The sequence below is a fragment of the Amphibacillus sediminis NBRC 103570 genome (assembly GCF_001552275.1).
In the GTDB taxonomy this organism is placed as follows: Bacteria; Bacillota; Bacilli; order Bacillales; family Amphibacillaceae; genus Amphibacillus_B; species Amphibacillus_B sediminis.
In genome coordinates, this window is sequence record NZ_BCQW01000020.1 from 1 (window position 1) to 17444 (window position 17444).

Genomic DNA, 17444 nt, shown 5'->3' on the forward strand with positions numbered 1-17444 from the left:
ACAAAAGCTTACAAAAACATTTCCTACAAAAAGAAAAGCTGAGCTTTGGGCGTTAGAAATGGAGCTATTAAAAGGGCAAGGGAAAGAACTAGCTTATAGGACAACTACTTTTGCAGAATTCTTCGAGAACTGGATATATCTTGTAAAAAAGAATGATGTCAGAGAAACTACTTTTCAAAACTATGTTCGCACTTCAGCAGTTGTTAAAGACTTATTTAAAGATATTCAATTGAAAGATCTTAATGACATTGTTGTACAAAAGAAAATTGATGAATATGCAGAAACACGTTCAAGAAAAACCGTTCATGAAGTATTATTGAAAATTAAAGCAGCTTTACGTGATGCCTATGCAAGGGGCTATATCGCAAATGACTTTACCAATTTAGTAAAAACACGTGGAAAAACCTTACCCAAAAGAAATAGAGCTTTATCGATTACCGAATTTAGGAAGTTACGAAAGTATTTAATCAATAATCCAGAAGATGAGTTTCATTTATTAGTATTACTTGCACTAGAAACAGGAATGAGAAGAGGTGAATTGTTAGGTATAAGACCAGAATATATTTACAAAAAAGAAACGGAGGATGGTTATGAGTATGGTATTAAGGTTAGGGAATCAATTAGTCCCACTTCCGATGATACATCTTTAAAAACAGAGAATGCAAAACGTGATGTAACCATCAACAAAGAAGTTTATGACCTAATTAAAAAAATTCCTGTCAAAGAAAATGGATATGTTTTCGATTGGAATGGATTTAAACAGTCTGAGCAGTTACAAGTTCTTTTGGAAAAACTAAACATTCCTAAAACCACTTTTCATGGCTTACGTGACACACATGCATCTTTTTTGTTTGCTAAAGAGATTGACCTAGTTTATGTATCTAAACGATTAGGGCACATCAACATCCAAACAACCCAAAATTACTACTTAGAATTAATGCCAGAAAAAAAGCACCAGCAAGATGCTGATGCCTTAAATCTGTTAAGTTCTTTATAAATCTCAAGCTGATTTGAACCAACTTGAACCAAAAAACGCTTGTAAACGTTGATATAACAATGTTTCGTTTAACGTTTTGAGAATTGTGGAGCTCTACGAGCGCCTTTAAGACCGTATTTCTTACGTTCTTTCATACGAGCGTCACGAGTTAAGAAGCCAGCACGCTTTAATGTTGCGCGGTATTCTGGATCTGCTTCTAATAATGCACGTGCTACACCATGACGAACTGCACCAGCTTGGCCAGTAAAGCCACCGCCATGAACGTTAACCAATACATCATAGCTACCTTCTGTCTCAGTTGCTACTAAAGGTTGTTTAATGATTGTACGTAAAGTCTCATATGGGAAGTAATCTTCCGCATCACGTTTATTTACAGTAATACGTCCAGTTCCAGGTACTAAACGTACACGAGCTGTTGAACTTTTACGGCGTCCGGTTCCGTAGTATTGTACTTGTGCCATATTCGTTACCTCCTTTTAGATTAACCGCGAAGTTCGTAAACTTCTGGTTTTTGTGCTTGATGATTGTGTTCTGAACCACGATATACGTGTAATTTTTTAGCCATTTTACGACCAAGGCTACCCTTTGGAAGCATACCTTTAATCGTTAATTCCAACATTCTTTCTGGGAAGTTTTGACGCATTTCACCAGCGGTACGACCTTTTAGTCCACCTGGGTGTTGAGAGTGACGATAGTACATTTTGTCATTTAATTTGTTACCTGTTAGTTCAATTTTATCAGCATTGATGATGATCACATAGTCACCAGTATCTACATGCGGTGTAAAAGTTGGTTTATGCTTACCACGCAGTAAAGCTGCAACTTCACTTGCTAGGCGTCCAAGCGTTTGACCTTCAGCATCAACAACAAGCCATTTACGTTCAACATTCGTATTGTTTGCCATAAAAGTTGTGCGCATAATGTTTACCCTCCTATATCGATATATGCTAGGTTAGTTCATTCAAAATTTTTAAACTTTTGGTTAGATCTTATATTCTACACAATTAACTTTCCGGGGCTAATCGTGGTATAGAAATAAAATGCCATAGACCATCATATAACAAATAATGCCTCATGTCAACAGCTGTTCACCTGGTTGCGTTGTTTTTTGTAAAAAAGTTAACTATTCGAAAGTGAAACTTCGTTCAGTGGGTGGTAGGCGCATAGAATGTGATCGTGCAGACGTTGCGACACGGCGTCGTGAACTTGGTCAGCTTCCTCTCTCCCCAACTGAACGTTAGTTGAACCAATCGGGCCGTTACTGGCTGTTGGATCTCCCACTTTGACATAACGTGTTCACTTATTTCTTCAAGTGGGAGTCTTACTGCCAGTTACACTGCGATAAAGTGAAACTTCGTTCAGTGGGGGCGACGCATAGGATGTGCCCCTGCAGATATATTGCAACACGGCGTAGTGAACTTAGTCAGCTTCCTCTCTCCCCAACTGAACGTTTGTGAACCAATCGGGCCGTTACTGGCTGTTGGATCTCCCACTTTGACATAACGTGTTCACTTATTTCTTCAAGTGGGAGTCTTACTGCCAGTTACACTGCGATAAATCACCTTATCAAGATAAAGTCCTTGTGCTGGGGCTGTTTTGCCTGCTTTAGTCCGATCATGACTTGCTAATATGCGCTTGAGCTGTTCTGGAGGCATTTGACCTAAACCAACCTCTATCAAGGTACCGACGAGTATCCGTACCATATTATATAAAAATCCATTACCAGTAAAGGTGAAAATAACGTAATGTCCATCCCTCTCGCAGGCTGCATCAAATACCTTACGTACCTTGCTTCCCTTAGTATTACTATTAGCTGCACAAAAGGAAGTAAAGTCATGTTCTCCTTTTACAAATTGACAAGCACGGTTAATCGCCTCTAAATCCAAGGGTTGATCAACATGATGACAATAGTAGCGTTGAAACGGATTAGCGTCCTGATCGTTCCATATCTTATAACGATAGCGCTTCTGATTAACATCATATCGAGCGTGAAAATCATCAGCAACCTGAACAACATCTTTGATCAATATATCATTCGGTAGTAAGGCGTTAAGTGCTGCCTTCCATTTTGGGATAGGAATCGTTAAGTTAGAGTCAAAGTGAAAGGTTTGTCCGATAGCATGTACTCCTGCATCTGTCCGACCAGAAGCTACAATCTTAATCACATCACCCTTATGTATTTGCGCCAACGCTTTTTCAATTGTAGACTGAATGGTCATTTGCTCAGGCTGAACCTGATAGCCTGCATACCTCGTACCATCGTAACTTACTGTCGCTAATAATCGCATATGCCGTCTCCTCTATTGTCTAAATAAAAACAAACCAATAATGACAACTAAAAATACCAGCATCGCCGACCAATCCAAGCGTCGAATGCTTAGCTCCCTTAGCTTAGTACGCCCCTCTCCACCTTGATACCCTCTTGCTTCCATCGCCATCGCAAGCTCCTCTGCTCGTTTGAATGCTCCTACAAACAAGGGGATAAGTAACGGGACAACAGCTTGAATCCGTTCCTTTAATGGCCCTGTTTTAAAATCTACTCCTCTTGATGCTTGGGCTTTTGAAATCTTCTCTGTTTCCTGCATAAGTGTCGGGATAAAGCGTAGGGAGATTGACATCATCAGGGCAAGTTCATGAACCGGAAACTTGATCTTTTTTAACGGATGGAGTAAAAGCTCAATCGCATCAGTAATCTCAATTGGTGTCGTTGTTAGTGTCATTAATGATGTCATTAGAATTAATAAAAAAAACCGAAGTGATATCGCTCCCCCTTGAATGAGTGCGCCAGAATAGATTGGCAAGCCAAAGATCTGAAATAATATTTGCCCTTCATGTGTCACAAACAGGTGCAAGAGGAAGGTAAAAATGACTAAGAACCAAATTGGTGTAAGACCTCTTATGATATATTTTAAATTAATTTTTGTTAGTAACGCACTTGTGATCGCAAATACACTCAGCCATCCATAGCTTAACGTATTATTAGCGAAAAAAACAAAAATAACAAACAAAAATACGGTAACAAGCTTAACTCTCGGATCAAGGCGATGAATAACCGAATTGCTCGGAACATACTGCCCAATAATGATTTTACTACTCATTTTGATTCATCCCCTCAAGCCGTTGTTTAATCTCATGAGCCAGCTCTGTGATCGACTGCCCTCGATAAGGAATGGATAGACCAAATCGCTGTTGAAATGTTTGTAAAAACTGAATTTCCTCGGGTAGATCGAGTTGGACTGATTCTAGTTTTTCTTTCTCTATAAAAATATCCTCTGGTTTACCCTCTAAATATTTTGTTCCATTCTCTAGAATAATCACATGATCAGCATATTTAAGGGCATCCTCCATGTTGTGGGTAACAAGTACAGTCGTTAATCCTTTTTGTTTATGAAGTGCAGCAAACATGTCCATTATCTCTAATTGCCCTTTAGGGTCAAGTCCAGCTGTTGGCTCATCTAGCACGAGTAGCGTAGGCTCCAGCGCTAACACTCCCGCAATGGCTACCCGTCTCATTTGACCTCCACTGAGTTCAAACGGCGAACGCTTAAGCAAATCTAGTGGTAGATTGACTGCCTTCATAACCTGAGGAATACGACGCTCGATATCAGCTGAAGCAATTCCGAAATTTTTCGGACCAAAGGCAATATCTTTTTCAACGGTTTCTTCAAAGAGTTGATGTTCTGGATATTGAAAAACGACACCTACCTGACGACGTAATGCTTTTATATTAGCCAGCTTTTCATTTGCCTTTAACTGATACTCACCAATTCTTAATTCGCCCACAGTCGGCCTTAATAGACCATTTAAATGCTGGATTAAAGTGGATTTACCTGAACCCGTATGACCTACAATCGCAACAAATGATCCACTAGCGATCGAAAAGGACAGATTTTTTAGTGCTTGATGTTCAAATGGGCTATTCGGTTGATAAATATAACTTACTTGTTGAAATACAATGTCCATAATGCATCAAGTAGCTCCTTTTGATTTAGTGGCTGTGGTTTTATTTCAATAGCCAGGTCCTTTAATTGATTGGCTAACTTAGCTACGAAGGGAACATCAAGTCCAATTTCAAGCAACTTTTGTTCATCGCTAAAAAGCTCACGAGGTGTTGTTTCTAACCATACTTGCCCTCTATTCATAACAATGACGCGATCGGTGGCAATAATTTCGTTTAGATCATGGGTAATGGTAATAAGGTTAAGCTTATTCAATTGTTTGACCTCATTAATGGTATGTAGTATTTCCTTACGCCCTTTAGGATCAAGCATCGAAGTTGCTTCATCTAAGATCATCACATCCGGAGCAATAGCAAGCACTCCCGCAATGGCCACACGTTGCTTTTGTCCACCAGACAACCGATGAGGTTCATGAAGCAAATAGTCTGACATCCTTACAGCTTTTAAGCTCTCTTCAATTCGCCTAAGCATTTGTTCGCGTTTAATGCCTCGATTTTCTAAGCCAAATGCAACATCATCACGTACTGTCGTCCCAACAAATTGATTATCAGGATTTTGAAAAACCATCCCTACCTTTTGCCGAACTTCCCAAATCGATTTCTGAGTTACTTTTATCCCATCAACAATAATATCGCCCTTATCAGGCATTAGTAGTCCGTTCATTAATTTAGCCATCGTCGATTTACCTGAACCGTTATGTCCTATGATGGCTACCCATTCGTCTTTGTTAATTGTAAAGCTGACATCGTCTAGAACCCACGGTTGATCATCGCTATAACGAAAAGAAACACGGTGAAATTCTATTTGGCTTGTGCTCATTTTTATTCCCCCATAATCCGACAGATTATTTCCCTGGAAATAATCTGTGTGTGGCTCTCGATTATTAACTATTCTCTAAGTGATTATTTTATCATATTTCCATAATAAACGTGCGAAAAATAACGATGTATGTCTACCTCAGCAACTAAGTAAGACAGCATTTTTCACTGTTCTATAATTTCAGTCGTTACCCTCTTTTAAGAGGTATATTCATCATAATCATCCATTTCGTTTCTAGCAGACTCGAATAATGATAAAGTGAAACTTCGTTCAGTCGGGGCTTCGACGCATAGGATATGCTAACCAATTCTTTGTTAGACAAATTTCCATAGTGAATGGTTCTTTCGGAATAATAATTAAATTATGGTACATACACCTATTTTTTTGCATTGAATATGATGCAGAAAGGATGAATGATGAAGGAGGAAATAATGTGTCTAAACAACAACCTAATCACTTAGCTTGGCATGAAACACTAGAAATGCATGAACTCGTTGCCTTTCAAGCTATTGGACTTATGAAGATTAAACAGGCTTATGCTAAGGTTACAGATCCCAAATTAAAAATGTTATATAAAGAGGGAATACTAGGGTTAAGTAAAAACATCAAGGAGTTATTACCTTTTTATTCAATGGCTCCTCGGCATGTTGAAGGTGTACAAAATAAACATGATAGTCAGCTTCCTTTTTACGCTGGTGACTTACTAGCATTATTTAAAACGGGGGTTCGTAACTATGCGATTGCGATCACTGAAACAGCTAGTGCACCTTTAAGGGATACGCTTAAGAAGCAATTAAATCGTGCCATAGATATGCATGCAAAGATTTTTAACTATATGTATGAAAATAGCTATTATCCTTCGTACGATTTAGAAAAAATACTAGAAAATGATGTTCGACTTGCTAATCGAGCACTAGATCAAAGCTATTGATGGTCTCATTAAACGCTTGGCCTTATACCCCTTCTACTACAGCAAAAGATAGAATAAATGATATGGGTAGACGTTATCAAATTCTCAAACAGCTTGTGTGATTTTAAACTTTACAAAAAAAGGGCTTGGATTGTCTGAAAAATGAGACGAGATCCTGCCCTTACCTTAATGCTATTTATTTAGACAAGCTCGATAATTGCCATCTTAGCGCCATCACCTTGACGTGGTCCAAGCTTTAACACACGAGTATAACCACCTTGGCGATCTTCATAGCGTGAAGCAATATCATTAAAAAGCTTTTGTACAGCGTCCTCTGTTTCATTTGCTTCCTTCTTGTAGAGGAATGCCGCTGCTTGGCGACGAGCATGAAGGTCACCACGTTTACCCAATGTAATCATTTTTTCAACCACAGAGCGTAAATCCTTAGCTTTTGCTTCAGTTGTCTCGATACGCTCGTGAATAATCAAGTCAGTTGCAAGATTTCTTAATAATGCATTACGAGCATCAGTTGTTCTCCCTAGTTTTCTAGCCATCGATGTTCCCTCCTTTTTTACAAATATCTCAAGGCTGATATGGCTATTCTTCTTTACGCAAACCTAAGCCTAGATCATCTAGCTTGTGCTTAACTTCTTCAAGTGATTTTCGGCCTAAATTACGTACTTTCATCATATCATCTTCGGATTTATTCGCTAATTCTTGAACCGTGTTGATACCCGCACGTTTCAAGCAATTGTAAGAGCGGACTGATAAATCAAGCTCTTCAATTGTCATTTCTAACACTTTTTCTTTCTGGTCTTCTTCTTTTTCGATCATGATTTCAGCATTTTGCGCTTCATCCGTTAATCCTACAAAAATATTTAAGTGTTCAGTAAAAATCTTCGCACCTAATGAAACAGCTTCCTCAGGGCGAATACTTCCATCTGTCCACACATCTAATGTAAGTTTATCGAAATTCGTAATCTGACCAACACGTGTATTTTCCACTTGGAAAGTCGCACGTGAAACTGGAGTGAAGATCGAATCAACCGGAATGACACCAATAGGTTGTTCATCATGATTATTAGCATCAGCCGGGCGGTATCCACGACCTCTTTCGGCAGTCATTTTCATACGTAGTGTTGCATTGCTTCCTAATGTAGCGATATGAAGATCCGGATTAAGAATTTCCACATCACTGTCATAAGTAATATCTGCTGCCGTAACGACACCTTCTCCTTGCACATCAATTTCTAGCGTTTTCTCCTCATCTGAGTATATCTTTAACGCTAGTTTCTTAAGGTTAAGGACTATAGTGGTTACATCTTCGACAACACCTTCAATTGTTGAAAACTCATGAAGGACACCGTCAATTTGCACAGATGTTACAGCAGCACCAGGAAGTGAGGATAATAGAATGCGACGTAAGGAGTTTCCTAGTGTAGTCCCATATCCACGTTCTAGTGGTTCTACGACGAACTTTCCAAAAGTGGCATCATCGCTGATTTCTACAGTTTCAATCTTTGGCTTTTCAATCTCGATCATTTATAAAACCCTCCTTTGAACGTCGAAACCCCGGTTAGACGGTTGTCTAACCGAAATTCCTCAGGTAGGCAGTTCCCGTTTCTGCACTATCTTTATTCGTATATATGTTGTCTGTCAAATTCGATGCTGATTGAGAATGGGTCAACATAACATAAGCTATATTTCAGACGTTCTACTTTAAGCGATCATAATCCATTATAGACAGGCTGACAAATTCTATACGGATAAAATTATACACGGCGACGTTTTGGTGGGCGACAACCATTGTGAGGAACAGGTGTTACGTCAACAATGGCAGTAACTTCTAAACCGGCTGCTTGAAGTGAACGAATCGCAGCTTCACGACCAGCTCCCGGACCTTTTACAGTTACTTCCAAAGTCTTCATACCATGCTCCTGAGCGCCTTTAGCCGCTGCTTCTGCAGCCATTTGTGCAGCAAATGGTGTGGATTTTTTTGAACCTTTAAATCCAAGTGCACCAGCACTGCTCCAGCTCACTGCGTTACCTTGAACATCAGTGATTGTAACGATTGTATTGTTAAATGTTGAACGGATATGTGCAACACCCGTATCAATATTCTTTTTCACACGTTTTTTACGTGTATTCGTTTTACGAGCCATTCGAATCATTAACCTCCTTTAAAGATTATTTCTTCTTGTTTGCGATTGTTCTACTTGGGCCTTTACGTGTACGTGCATTGTTCTTTGTCTTTTGACCTCGAACTGGTAATCCACGACGGTGACGAATACCACGATAAGAACCAATTTCAATCAGACGCTTGATGTTTAGTGAAACCTCACGACGAAGGTCACCTTCAATTGTGTATTGTCCTACTGCTGTACGAATGCGTGATAATTCATCTTCAGTTAAATCACGAACACGTGTATCTTCAGAGACACCTGCTTCTTTAAGAATTTCTTGAGCAGTTGGTTTACCAATACCATAAATATATGTTAATGAAATAACTACGCGCTTTTCGCGTGGAACATCAATACCTGCAATACGTGCCATGTTTGCGTTGCACCTCCTTAATGTTAACCTTGTTTTTGTTTATGCTTCGGATTTTCACAAATTACCATAACTTTTCCGTTGCGACGAATAACCTTACATTTTTCGCAAATTGGTTTTACAGATGGTCTTACCTTCATCATCCATACCTCCTCTATTATCGGAGCTTATCATTATTTATAACGGTACGTAATACGTCCTCTTGTTAAATCATAAGGAGAAAGTTCAACTGTTACTTTATCTCCTGGTAAAATCCGAATAAAGTGCATACGGATTTTACCTGAAACATGAGCTAAAACAGTATGACCATTCTCTAATTCAACTTTGAACATTGCATTCGGTAACGTGTCAGTCACAGTACCTTCTACTTCAATTGCATCGTCTTTCGCCATCGAGTTGATCTCCCTTCTTCAAATCAGTCACTACTTCATTGACAAATTTTGATATAGCAAAACGCAGCTTACCATTTGTAACGCGACCTGTTTCTAGAAGGCTATTTTGAACTTCCGGAGAAATGTAACGCATCGGAATAATATGATTAAGGTTTTTACGCTTAGGTCGATCATACTTCCGCTTTTCTCCGTCTGCAAGCAGAACAAAACGATCGTCGATAATATTAATGACAATGGCATATTGACCTGCTTCTCGTCCTTGCAAGATTTGAACAACTTGACCTAATTCGGGACGCGACTCCGTATCATTCAAACATGATCACCTTCACTTAAGTTTTTGTTATACAGATACATAACTCACTTATTCATTGTAAAACATGTTTTTTTACAAGCTTATATTTTACCATATTAAGTGACAACCGTCCAATCATCCGCACAAAAGTTATGACCTGATTTATTGCCAAAATGAAGTCAGTCTCACTGTTGATCTTGATACGTTCAGTATTAAAACTGAATATAGCTATGCGATCTTGGAAAGGTTGCTTAATTGAGATTAGCCTGAGCTAATTTCTATTACAATCATAAACGATAATTGTAATATCCACGGTGCAAGTGCTACCACGAAAAGCATGACACATTCACATTATACCAATAAATGCTACTAGCCATTCTCGTGGCCAAACTTCGCACGATATTATATTATACTAAAGTTTGAAGCTGTTTATCAATTTCTTCAAACACAACATTAATGTCTTGATCACCATCTACCGTTACAAGATAGCCCTTATCCTGATAAAAATCAAGTAATGGCTGAGTTTGCTCAGCATTGACTTCAAGACGTTTAGAGACTGTTTCCGGACGATCATCATCACGTTGAATTAATGCTGTACCGTCATGATCACAGATACCCTCAACCTTTGGTGGGTTGAAGATAACATGATAGGTTGCTCCGCATTCTGGACAGATTCGGCGACCAGTTAAACGTTCGATAAGCTTATCTTTAGGTACGTCAACGTGTAACACATATTGTAAAGGTGTAGCTAATTCCGCAAGCAATTGCTCTAAAGCCTCTGCTTGTGCAATTGTTCTTGGGAACCCGTCGAGTAGGAAGCCCGCTTGACAATCTGGTTTACTTAATCGTTCCCTTACAATCCCTATCGTAACTTCATCAGGTACGAGCTCACCTTGATCCATAAATGACTGAGCTTTTTTACCAAGGTCTGTTCCTTCCTTCATTGCTGAACGGAACATATCTCCAGTTGAAATATGAGGGATCTGATATTTTTCTACAATCTTTTCTGCCTGTGTACCTTTTCCGGCTCCAGGAAGTCCCATTAAAATCAAATTCACTGCAATTCCCCTCGCTCTCATTTCAGTTGCAAACTTACGCTCTTATCCGACTTACTTAATAAATCCTTTATAGTGACGTTTAACCAATTGACTTTCAAGCTGTTTCATTGTTTGCAGGGCTACCCCAACAACAATCAAAATACTTGTTCCGCCAATTTGCACAGATTGCGGCAAGTCACCAATACTTCCTAAAATAATAGGGAGTACAGCTACGGCAGCTAAGAAAATCGCCCCTACAAAGGTTAAGCGGTACAACACACGGGTTAAATACGTTTCCGTTTTCTTTCCTGGTCGAATGCCTGGGATGTAGCCCCCTTGCTTTTTTAAGTTTTCAGCCATTTGCTCTGGATTTGATTGAACAAATGTATAGAAATATGAAAAAGCAATAATAAGAACAACATAAATCACCATACCAATAGGTTGAGTGGAATCAAAGATTGACTCAACCGTTTGGGCGAATGGACCATCAAAGAACCCTGCAAGCGTTCGTGGTGCCGCAATAAAGGCAACCGAAAAGATAACAGGAATAACACCTGCTGTGTTCACCTTTAGCGGTAAGTGCGTCGATTGTCCACCAACTGTAGAACGATTGACTAGACGTTTTGCATATTGAATGGGAATTTTTCGTGTCGCTTGTTGGATGAAGATAACACCAACTGTAACCCCTAGTACAACCAGCCCAATTAATGCTACGATGACTACGTTAATAAACAATTCATCTCCAACATTACCACCAAAATATTGCTCATATACTTGGTTAATCGTATTAGGGATGGCTGCAACAATACCAGCAAAGATAATAATTGAAATACCATTACCAACACCATGAGCTGTAATCTGCTCACCTAGCCACATTAAAAAAACTGTTCCAGCCGTTAAAACGATAGCAATAACTAAGAACTTACCAATGCTCGGGTTCATGATTAACCCGCCACCTGTCATAGCATTAAAACCAATGGCCATCATATTCGCCTGAAGAAAAGCTAAAACAATCGTGGCATATCGTGTGACTTGTGCGCTTTTACGTCGCCCAACTTCACCTTGCTTCTTCCACTCAGAAAATTTCGGAACAATATCCATTTGCAAGAGTTGCATGATGATTGAGGCAGTAATGTAGGGCATGATCCCCATTGCAAGAATGGAGAAATTTTGTAATGCCCCGCCTCCAAACGTATTTAGAAAGCCAAATACATTTTGCTGATCGTTCATAAAGCTAATTGCATCTCGATTCGTAAACGGAACTGGAATAAATGTACCTAATCGAAAGACAATTAACATGAGTAATGTAAAGACAATTTTGTTTCGTATATCTTTGACACGAAAAAAATTGGCGATTGTCTGGAACATTAGATCACCTCAGTTTTACCGCCCGCCGTCTCAATTGCTTCTTTAGCTGAAGCAGAGAACTTGTGAGCTTTTACAGTAAGTTTCTTTTCAATCGTACCATTGCCAAGAACTTTAATGCCAGCTTTTAACTTGCTTACAAGACCTGTTTCAAGTAAAAGCTCAGGTGTTACTTCTGTACCTTCTTCAAATTTGTTTAATGCTGATAAGTTGATGACAGCATACTCTTTGCGATTAATGTTTGTGAAACCGCGTTTTGGTAAGCGTTGGAATAAAGGCATTTGTCCACCTTCAAATCCTGGACGTACGCCTCCGCCTGAACGTGCGTTCTGCCCTTTATGACCTCGGCCAGAAGTTTTTCCATTTCCAGAGGACATTCCACGTCCGACACGATTCCGCTTTTTACGAGCTTGTGATGGCTTCAATTCATGAAGTTTCATGCGAGCACCTCCTCTTTTGCGCTAATGTAATTATAATTCTTTAACCGTTACTAAGTGTGATACTTTGTTGATAATACCTCTAACCGCAGGTGTATCTTCACGAACAACGGATTGATTTACTTTGTTTAAGCCTAATGCTTCGACAGTTTTCTTTTGTGTTTCACTTCTGCCAATAACACTGCGCGTGAGGGTAATTTCTAACTGATTAGCCATTTGATTTCCCTCCTTATCCTAACAGTTCTTCTACAGATTTACCACGTAATTTCGCTACTTCTTCAGCAGGCTTTAATTCTTTAAGTCCACTAATTGTTGCACGAACCATGTTAATTGGCGTATTTGATCCTAAAGACTTAGATAAAATATCACCAATTCCTGCAAGCTCAAGTACGGCACGAACTGGACCACCAGCGATAACCCCAGTACCTTCAACAGCAGGTTTAATTAAAATACTACCAGCACCAAAGCGGCCAGTTACCTCGTGAGGAATCGTTGTTCCTACAAGCGGTACCTCGATTAAGTTCTTCTTAGCATCATCGATCGCTTTTTTTATAGCATCTGGTACTTCTTGAGCTTTTCCAGTACCAAAACCAACGTGACCGTTCTTATCTCCTACTACAACTAAGGCAGCAAAGCGGAAGCGACGTCCACCTTTTACTACTTTAGCTACACGATTAATTGTAACTACGCGTTCTTCTAAGTCTAATTTATTCGGGTCGATATGATTACGCAATCTATGTCCCTCCTTTTACAATTAAAATTCAAGACCTGCCTCACGGGCAGCATCTGCTAAAGCTTTTATACGTCCGTGGTAAAGATAGCCTCCACGGTCAAATACCACATTTTTGTGGCCTTTATCTAATGCACGTTTTGCAATTAATTCTCCGACAGCTTTAGCTGCTTCAGCATTACCTGTACTCTCATTATTGAATTCTTTATCAACAGTAGAGGCGCTAGCTAAAGTTACAGCATTTACGTCATCAATCAGTTGAGCATAAATGTGTTTATTTGAACGGTATACGTTGAGACGCGGACGCTCAGCAGTACCGAAAAGGTTCTTACGTACACGTAGGTGTCTTTTTTTACGCACCACATTTTTATCTGGCTTTGTGATCATCTAGGGTCACTCCTTTCCGTTCCTCACTAACCTTGTTTAAAAGTTAGAAGGTCAGCCGACTTTACTTAGCTGTTTTACCTTCTTTACGACGAACATATTCGCCTTCATAACGAATACCTTTACCTTTGTAAGGCTCTGGTTTACGGATCGCACGAATGTTAGCTGCAACAGCACCTACTAATTCTTTATCGATACCTTTTACAACTACTTTTGTGTTAGCAGGCACTTCGATTTCAATGCCAGCAGGTTCTTCAATCTCTACTGGGTGTGAGTAACCTGCATTGACTACAAGCTTTTTACCTTGTTTTTGTGCACGGTAACCAACACCTTGAATTTCCAAAGCTTTTTGGAAGCCTTGATGCACACCCTCAATCATATTAGCGATTAAGCTACGTGTCGTACCGTGTAAAGCCTTATGCATTTTATTATCAGACGGTCTAACAACCGTTAATTCATTACCATCAATGTTAATGGTCATATCCTCATGTAATTGACGTGTTAATTCACCTTTTGGACCTTTAACCGTCACTCGATTATTTTCGTTCTTAACCTCTACGCCTTGAGGAATTTCAATTACCTTCAGACCTATACGTGACATCTAATATGGCACCTCCTATCTTAATTAAAACTCATTACCAAACGTAAGCGAGAATCTCGCCACCAATAGCTTGTTCACGGGCTTCTTTATCCGATAAAACACCTTTTGATGTTGAAACGATCGCGATACCTAAACCGTTAAGTACACGTGGTAGCTCATCAGCTTTTGCGTAAACACGCAAGCCAGGTTTACTGATACGCTTCAATCCTGTAATAACACGCTCATCATTTGCACCGTATTTCAAGAAAATACGTAGTACACCTTGTTTATTATCTTCAATATATTCATAATCGCGAACAAAGCCCTCACGTTTTAAAATATCTGCAATCTGCTTTTTCAAAGTTGATGCAGGAAGCTCTAACTTCTCATGGCGAACCATGTTAGCGTTACGAATACGTGTTAACATATCTGCAATTGGATCTGTCATGACCATTCAAATTACCTCCTTCCCTATATCGGGGTTTACCAGCTTGCTTTTTTGACACCAGGAATTTGACCTTTGTAGGCAAGTTCACGGAAACAAATACGGCAAAGTTTAAATTTACGCATTACAGAATGCGGACGACCACAACGCTCACAGCGTGTATATTCTTGTACTTTATATTTTGGCGTCCGTTTTTGTTTTACGACCATTGATTTTTTAGCCACTATTTTCCCTCCTTGTATTAGCAATCACGCTTATTTTTGGAAAGGCATGCCAAGCTGAGTGAGTAATTCACGTGCTTCCTCATCAGTGTTAGCTGTTGTAACAATGACAATATCCATTCCGCGCACTTTACTTACTTTATCGTAATCTACTTCTGGGAAAATCAATTGTTCTTTAACACCTAATGTATAGTTTCCTCGACCATCAAATGCTTTGTTTGAGATACCACGGAAGTCACGCACACGTGGAAGAGAAACATCAATGAGTTTTTGAAGAAATTCATACATACGCTCACCACGAAGGGTTACTTTTGCCCCAATTGGCATACCCTCACGTAAACGGAAGCCTGCAATTGATTTCTTTGCTTTTGTTACCATCGGCTGTTGTCCAGAGATAAGTGCTAATTCCTCTACCGCACTATCTAGTGCTTTTGAGTTTTGCACAGCATCGCCAACACCCATATTAATTACGATTTTTTCTACTTTAGGTACTTGCATTACTGAATCATAATTGAATTTTTCTACTAATGATGACACAACTTCATTTGTATACTTTTTCTTTAGTTCGTTCATCTGAGTAGCCCTCCTTTCATCGCTAATTATTTATCTAACGCCTCACCGGATTTTTTAGCGATACGAACTTTCTTTCCATCACGTTCTTCATATCCTACTCGAGTTGGCTCACCGGTTTTCGGATCAATTGGTAATACATTTGAAACATGGATCGGTGCTTCTTGATTAAGAATACCGCCATTTGGGTTATCTTGTGAAGGTTTTTGGTGTTTCTTAACCATATTCACACCTTCAACGAGTACACGTTCTTTTTTAGGATAAGCAGCAAGGATCACACCTTGTTTACCTTTATCCTTTCCAGATAAAACCTGTACTTTATCACCTTTTTTTACATGCATGCCAGACGCACCTCCTTACAAGGCTTTTCATTGATACTTTATTTTACTAAAACGATAGCTTTCAGCTCTTATAACACCTCTGGTGCTAATGAAACAATTTTCATAAACTTAGCATCACGTAATTCACGTGCTACTGGACCAAAGATACGTGTTCCTCTTGGGCTTTTATCATCACGGATAATAACGGCTGCATTTTCATCAAAGCGAATATATGAACCATCTTTGCGGCGAACACCCGTTTTAGTACGTACGATAACAGCTTTTACAACCTCACCTTTTTTGACAACGCCTCCAGGTGTTGCTTGTTTCACCGTACATACAATGACATCACCGATATTAGCAGTTTTACGTCCACTTCCGCCTAAAACTTTAATCGTTAAGACTTCACGTGCACCTGAATTATCTGCTACTTTCAAACGACTCTCTTGCTGAATCATACTTTGTTACCTCCCTTCGGAATCAATCCGAGCGAACTTTACAATTTGAGTTAAATAATTACTGCTTCTTCCACTACTTCAACAAGGCGGAAACGCTTTGTTGCTGATAATGGACGAGTCTCCATAATAGATACGATATCACCCGTTTTGGCTTGGTTGTTTTCATCATGCGCTTTAAATTTCTTGGAATATTTAACACGCTTACCATAAAGTGGGTGGAATTTATAAGTTTCGACTAATACTGTAATCGTTTTGTCCATTTTGTCAGATACAACACGACCAGTGTAAAGTTTACGATTATTACGCTCTGTCATTTGAGGCTAACCTCCTCTCGAGTTTACTAGTTATTAACGCTAAGCTCTCTTTCACGAACGACCGTTTTCATTCTAGCAATAGATTTACGCACTTCACGTAGACGTGCAGTGTTTTCCAATTGACCTGTTGCTAACTGAAAGCGTAGGTTGAAGAGCTCTTCTTTTAATGACTTTATTTTTTGTTCAATTTCGGCAGTGGTTAGTTCTCTGATCTCATTAGCCTTCATTGATTTCACCACCAATTTCTTCACGTTTTACAAACTTTGTTTTCACTGGAAGCTTGTGTGATGCAAGACGAAGGGCCTCTCTTGCCACTTCTTCAGAAACTCCAGCGATTTCAAACATTACTTTGCCTGGTTTTACAACGGCTACCCAACCTTCAGGAGCACCTTTACCAGAACCCATACGAACTTCTAAAGGTTTCTTTGTATATGGTTTGTCTGGAAAGATCTTAATCCAAACCTTCCCACCACGTTTCATGTAACGAGTCATTGCAATACGAGCAGACTCGATTTGACGGTTTGTTATCCAAGAAGCTTCAGTGGCTTGCAAACCGAATTCACCGAAAGTAACTTCAGTTCCACCTTTTGCTTTACCTCTCATATTACCACGGTGTTGTTTACGATGTTTTACACGTTTAGGCATTAACATAATACGTGCCCCC

At 39.4% G+C, this 17444-nt stretch carries 30 protein-coding genes; 2 read left to right on the plus strand and 28 right to left on the minus strand.

The features are described 5' to 3' along the window. The coding region (locus ASE01S_RS11530) for a tyrosine-type recombinase/integrase (RefSeq protein ID WP_067842380.1) at positions 1–997 on the plus strand (997 nt) is incomplete at its 5' end. 68 nt (positions 998–1065) lie between these two features. Here ASE01S_RS11530 and rpsI read toward each other — a convergent pair. The 6 genes from rpsI to ASE01S_RS11560 form a co-directional block, all read right to left on the minus strand. Beyond that, positions 1066–1458 (minus strand): 30S ribosomal protein S9, encoded by a 393-nt coding sequence (rpsI, locus tag ASE01S_RS11535; RefSeq protein WP_067842383.1) that lies wholly within the window; start codon positions 1456–1458, stop codon positions 1066–1068. A 20-nt stretch (positions 1459–1478) separates the two neighbouring features. After that, positions 1479–1916, minus strand: a complete 438-nt coding sequence (gene rplM / locus ASE01S_RS11540; protein ID WP_067842386.1) for a 50S ribosomal protein L13 — start codon at positions 1914–1916, stop codon at positions 1479–1481. Between the two features lie 601 nt (positions 1917–2517). Then, positions 2518–3285 (minus strand): tRNA pseudouridine(38-40) synthase TruA, encoded by a 768-nt coding sequence (gene truA, locus ASE01S_RS11545; protein ID WP_067842389.1) that lies wholly within the window; start codon positions 3283–3285, stop codon positions 2518–2520. A 12-nt stretch (positions 3286–3297) separates the two neighbouring features. Then, complete coding sequence (locus ASE01S_RS11550) at positions 3298–4095, minus strand: energy-coupling factor transporter transmembrane component T family protein (RefSeq protein ID WP_067842392.1); 798 nt, start codon at positions 4093–4095, stop codon at positions 3298–3300. After that, positions 4088–4960, minus strand: coding sequence for an energy-coupling factor ABC transporter ATP-binding protein (locus tag ASE01S_RS11555; RefSeq protein WP_067842395.1), 873 nt, complete (start codon positions 4958–4960; stop codon positions 4088–4090). The genes ASE01S_RS11550 and ASE01S_RS11555 overlap by 8 nt, the downstream gene beginning before the upstream one ends. Continuing rightward, positions 4936–5775 carry an energy-coupling factor ABC transporter ATP-binding protein gene (locus ASE01S_RS11560; protein ID WP_067842398.1) on the minus strand — a complete coding sequence of 280 codons (840 nt, stop codon included), beginning with the start codon at positions 5773–5775 and terminating at the stop codon, positions 4936–4938. The genes ASE01S_RS11555 and ASE01S_RS11560 overlap by 25 nt, the downstream gene beginning before the upstream one ends. Positions 5776–6184: 409 nt before the next feature. Between ASE01S_RS11560 and ASE01S_RS11565 the strand changes: the two genes are divergently transcribed. Then, positions 6185–6706 (plus strand): spore coat protein, encoded by a 522-nt coding sequence (locus ASE01S_RS11565; protein WP_067842401.1) that lies wholly within the window; start codon positions 6185–6187, stop codon positions 6704–6706. A 179-nt stretch (positions 6707–6885) separates the two neighbouring features. On the opposite strand, the gene rplQ is transcribed toward ASE01S_RS11565, so the two are convergent. From rplQ to rplP, 22 genes are all read right to left on the minus strand, one after another. Further along, positions 6886–7239: a 50S ribosomal protein L17 gene (gene rplQ, locus ASE01S_RS11570; protein ID WP_067842404.1), complete on the minus strand. Its 354-nt coding sequence runs from the start codon at positions 7237–7239 to the stop codon at positions 6886–6888. Positions 7240–7282: 43 nt separating this feature from the next. Next, on the minus strand, positions 7283–8227 hold the full coding sequence (locus tag ASE01S_RS11575; protein ID WP_067842407.1) for a DNA-directed RNA polymerase subunit alpha: 945 nt from the start codon (positions 8225–8227) through the stop codon (positions 7283–7285). Positions 8228–8457: 230 nt separating this feature from the next. Further along, on the minus strand, positions 8458–8847 hold the full coding sequence (gene rpsK / locus ASE01S_RS11580; protein ID WP_067842410.1) for a 30S ribosomal protein S11: 390 nt from the start codon (positions 8845–8847) through the stop codon (positions 8458–8460). Positions 8848–8872: 25 nt separating this feature from the next. Continuing rightward, on the minus strand, positions 8873–9238 hold the full coding sequence (gene rpsM, locus ASE01S_RS11585) for a 30S ribosomal protein S13 (RefSeq protein ID WP_067842413.1): 366 nt from the start codon (positions 9236–9238) through the stop codon (positions 8873–8875). A 23-nt stretch (positions 9239–9261) separates the two neighbouring features. After that, a complete protein-coding gene (gene rpmJ, locus ASE01S_RS11590; RefSeq protein ID WP_017473641.1) occupies positions 9262–9375 on the minus strand; it encodes a 50S ribosomal protein L36 in 114 nt (37 codons plus the stop codon). A gap of 33 nt (positions 9376–9408) precedes the next feature. Next, positions 9409–9627, minus strand: a complete 219-nt coding sequence (gene infA / locus ASE01S_RS11595; RefSeq protein ID WP_003464670.1) for a translation initiation factor IF-1 — start codon at positions 9625–9627, stop codon at positions 9409–9411. Continuing rightward, positions 9605–9940 (minus strand): KOW domain-containing RNA-binding protein, encoded by a 336-nt coding sequence (locus ASE01S_RS11600; protein WP_067842416.1) that lies wholly within the window; start codon positions 9938–9940, stop codon positions 9605–9607. The genes infA and ASE01S_RS11600 overlap by 23 nt, the downstream gene beginning before the upstream one ends. Before the next feature lie 386 nt (positions 9941–10326). Next, positions 10327–10977 carry an adenylate kinase gene (locus ASE01S_RS11605; RefSeq protein ID WP_067842419.1) on the minus strand — a complete coding sequence of 217 codons (651 nt, stop codon included), beginning with the start codon at positions 10975–10977 and terminating at the stop codon, positions 10327–10329. A 51-nt stretch (positions 10978–11028) separates the two neighbouring features. Next, positions 11029–12324, minus strand: a complete 1296-nt coding sequence (gene secY, locus ASE01S_RS11610) for a preprotein translocase subunit SecY (RefSeq protein WP_067842421.1) — start codon at positions 12322–12324, stop codon at positions 11029–11031. Next, complete coding sequence (rplO, locus tag ASE01S_RS11615) at positions 12324–12761, minus strand: 50S ribosomal protein L15 (protein WP_067842424.1); 438 nt, start codon at positions 12759–12761, stop codon at positions 12324–12326. Before rplO ends, secY begins: the two co-directional genes overlap by 1 nt. 30 nt (positions 12762–12791) lie before the next feature. Continuing rightward, positions 12792–12974 (minus strand): 50S ribosomal protein L30, encoded by a 183-nt coding sequence (gene rpmD / locus ASE01S_RS11620; protein WP_067842428.1) that lies wholly within the window; start codon positions 12972–12974, stop codon positions 12792–12794. 13 nt (positions 12975–12987) lie between these two features. Beyond that, complete coding sequence (gene rpsE / locus ASE01S_RS11625) at positions 12988–13491, minus strand: 30S ribosomal protein S5 (RefSeq protein ID WP_067842431.1); 504 nt, start codon at positions 13489–13491, stop codon at positions 12988–12990. Positions 13492–13512: 21 nt separating this feature from the next. Further along, a complete protein-coding gene (rplR, locus tag ASE01S_RS11630) occupies positions 13513–13875 on the minus strand; it encodes a 50S ribosomal protein L18 (protein ID WP_067842434.1) in 363 nt (120 codons plus the stop codon). A 61-nt stretch (positions 13876–13936) separates the two neighbouring features. Next, on the minus strand, positions 13937–14473 hold the full coding sequence (gene rplF / locus ASE01S_RS11635; RefSeq protein ID WP_067842437.1) for a 50S ribosomal protein L6: 537 nt from the start codon (positions 14471–14473) through the stop codon (positions 13937–13939). Between the two features lie 34 nt (positions 14474–14507). After that, positions 14508–14906 carry a 30S ribosomal protein S8 gene (gene rpsH / locus ASE01S_RS11640; protein WP_067842440.1) on the minus strand — a complete coding sequence of 133 codons (399 nt, stop codon included), beginning with the start codon at positions 14904–14906 and terminating at the stop codon, positions 14508–14510. Positions 14907–14935: 29 nt separating this feature from the next. Further along, the gene (locus ASE01S_RS11645; protein ID WP_067842443.1) at positions 14936–15121 is read right to left on the minus strand and encodes a type Z 30S ribosomal protein S14; all 186 of its coding nucleotides are present in this window, start codon (positions 15119–15121) and stop codon (positions 14936–14938) included. Positions 15122–15151: 30 nt separating this feature from the next. Next, positions 15152–15691 (minus strand): 50S ribosomal protein L5, encoded by a 540-nt coding sequence (gene rplE / locus ASE01S_RS11650; protein ID WP_067842446.1) that lies wholly within the window; start codon positions 15689–15691, stop codon positions 15152–15154. 26 nt (positions 15692–15717) lie between these two features. After that, positions 15718–16029: a 50S ribosomal protein L24 gene (gene rplX / locus ASE01S_RS11655; protein WP_067842449.1), complete on the minus strand. Its 312-nt coding sequence runs from the start codon at positions 16027–16029 to the stop codon at positions 15718–15720. A gap of 68 nt (positions 16030–16097) precedes the next feature. Beyond that, positions 16098–16466 carry a 50S ribosomal protein L14 gene (gene rplN, locus ASE01S_RS11660; RefSeq protein WP_067842452.1) on the minus strand — a complete coding sequence of 123 codons (369 nt, stop codon included), beginning with the start codon at positions 16464–16466 and terminating at the stop codon, positions 16098–16100. A 50-nt stretch (positions 16467–16516) separates the two neighbouring features. Further along, complete coding sequence (rpsQ, locus tag ASE01S_RS11665; protein WP_067842455.1) at positions 16517–16780, minus strand: 30S ribosomal protein S17; 264 nt, start codon at positions 16778–16780, stop codon at positions 16517–16519. A 26-nt stretch (positions 16781–16806) separates the two neighbouring features. Beyond that, positions 16807–17007: a 50S ribosomal protein L29 gene (gene rpmC, locus ASE01S_RS11670; protein ID WP_018934219.1), complete on the minus strand. Its 201-nt coding sequence runs from the start codon at positions 17005–17007 to the stop codon at positions 16807–16809. Beyond that, positions 16997–17431: a 50S ribosomal protein L16 gene (gene rplP / locus ASE01S_RS11675; protein WP_067842458.1), complete on the minus strand. Its 435-nt coding sequence runs from the start codon at positions 17429–17431 to the stop codon at positions 16997–16999. The genes rpmC and rplP overlap by 11 nt, the downstream gene beginning before the upstream one ends. Positions 17432–17444 lie beyond the last annotated feature (13 nt).

Bases quoted from the DNA above. Each gene is read 5' to 3' on its own strand.
- rpsI (WP_067842383.1), bottom strand. From the start codon at position 1,458: ATGGCACAAGTACAATACTACGGAACCGGACGCCGTAAAAGTTCAACA.
- rplM (WP_067842386.1), bottom strand. From the start codon at position 1,916: ATGCGCACAACTTTTATGGCAAACAATACGAATGTTGAACGTAAATGG.
- truA (WP_067842389.1), bottom strand. From the start codon at position 3,285: ATGCGATTATTAGCGACAGTAAGTTACGATGGTACGAGGTATGCAGGC.
- ASE01S_RS11550 (WP_067842392.1), bottom strand. From the start codon at position 4,095: ATGAGTAGTAAAATCATTATTGGGCAGTATGTTCCGAGCAATTCGGTT.
- ASE01S_RS11555 (WP_067842395.1), bottom strand. From the start codon at position 4,960: ATGGACATTGTATTTCAACAAGTAAGTTATATTTATCAACCGAATAGC.
- ASE01S_RS11560 (WP_067842398.1), bottom strand. From the start codon at position 5,775: ATGAGCACAAGCCAAATAGAATTTCACCGTGTTTCTTTTCGTTATAGC.
- ASE01S_RS11565 (WP_067842401.1), top strand. From the start codon at position 6,185: ATGAATGATGAAGGAGGAAATAATGTGTCTAAACAACAACCTAATCAC.
- rplQ (WP_067842404.1), bottom strand. From the start codon at position 7,239: ATGGCTAGAAAACTAGGGAGAACAACTGATGCTCGTAATGCATTATTA.
- ASE01S_RS11575 (WP_067842407.1), bottom strand. From the start codon at position 8,227: ATGATCGAGATTGAAAAGCCAAAGATTGAAACTGTAGAAATCAGCGAT.
- rpsK (WP_067842410.1), bottom strand. From the start codon at position 8,847: ATGGCTCGTAAAACGAATACACGTAAAAAACGTGTGAAAAAGAATATT.
- rpsM (WP_067842413.1), bottom strand. From the start codon at position 9,238: ATGGCACGTATTGCAGGTATTGATGTTCCACGCGAAAAGCGCGTAGTT.
- rpmJ (WP_017473641.1), bottom strand. From the start codon at position 9,375: ATGAAGGTAAGACCATCTGTAAAACCAATTTGCGAAAAATGTAAGGTT.
- infA (WP_003464670.1), bottom strand. From the start codon at position 9,627: ATGGCGAAAGACGATGCAATTGAAGTAGAAGGTACTGTGACTGACACG.
- secY (WP_067842421.1), bottom strand. From the start codon at position 12,324: ATGTTCCAGACAATCGCCAATTTTTTTCGTGTCAAAGATATACGAAAC.
- rplO (WP_067842424.1), bottom strand. From the start codon at position 12,761: ATGAAACTTCATGAATTGAAGCCATCACAAGCTCGTAAAAAGCGGAAT.
- rpmD (WP_067842428.1), bottom strand. From the start codon at position 12,974: ATGGCTAATCAGTTAGAAATTACCCTCACGCGCAGTGTTATTGGCAGA.
- rplR (WP_067842434.1), bottom strand. From the start codon at position 13,875: ATGATCACAAAGCCAGATAAAAATGTGGTGCGTAAAAAAAGACACCTA.
- rplF (WP_067842437.1), bottom strand. From the start codon at position 14,473: ATGTCACGTATAGGTCTGAAGGTAATTGAAATTCCTCAAGGCGTAGAG.
- rpsH (WP_067842440.1), bottom strand. From the start codon at position 14,906: ATGGTCATGACAGATCCAATTGCAGATATGTTAACACGTATTCGTAAC.
- rplE (WP_067842446.1), bottom strand. From the start codon at position 15,691: ATGAACGAACTAAAGAAAAAGTATACAAATGAAGTTGTGTCATCATTA.
- rplX (WP_067842449.1), bottom strand. From the start codon at position 16,029: ATGCATGTAAAAAAAGGTGATAAAGTACAGGTTTTATCTGGAAAGGAT.
- rplN (WP_067842452.1), bottom strand. From the start codon at position 16,466: ATGATTCAGCAAGAGAGTCGTTTGAAAGTAGCAGATAATTCAGGTGCA.
- rpsQ (WP_067842455.1), bottom strand. From the start codon at position 16,780: ATGACAGAGCGTAATAATCGTAAACTTTACACTGGTCGTGTTGTATCT.
- rpmC (WP_018934219.1), bottom strand. From the start codon at position 17,007: ATGAAGGCTAATGAGATCAGAGAACTAACCACTGCCGAAATTGAACAA.
- rplP (WP_067842458.1), bottom strand. From the start codon at position 17,431: ATGTTAATGCCTAAACGTGTAAAACATCGTAAACAACACCGTGGTAAT.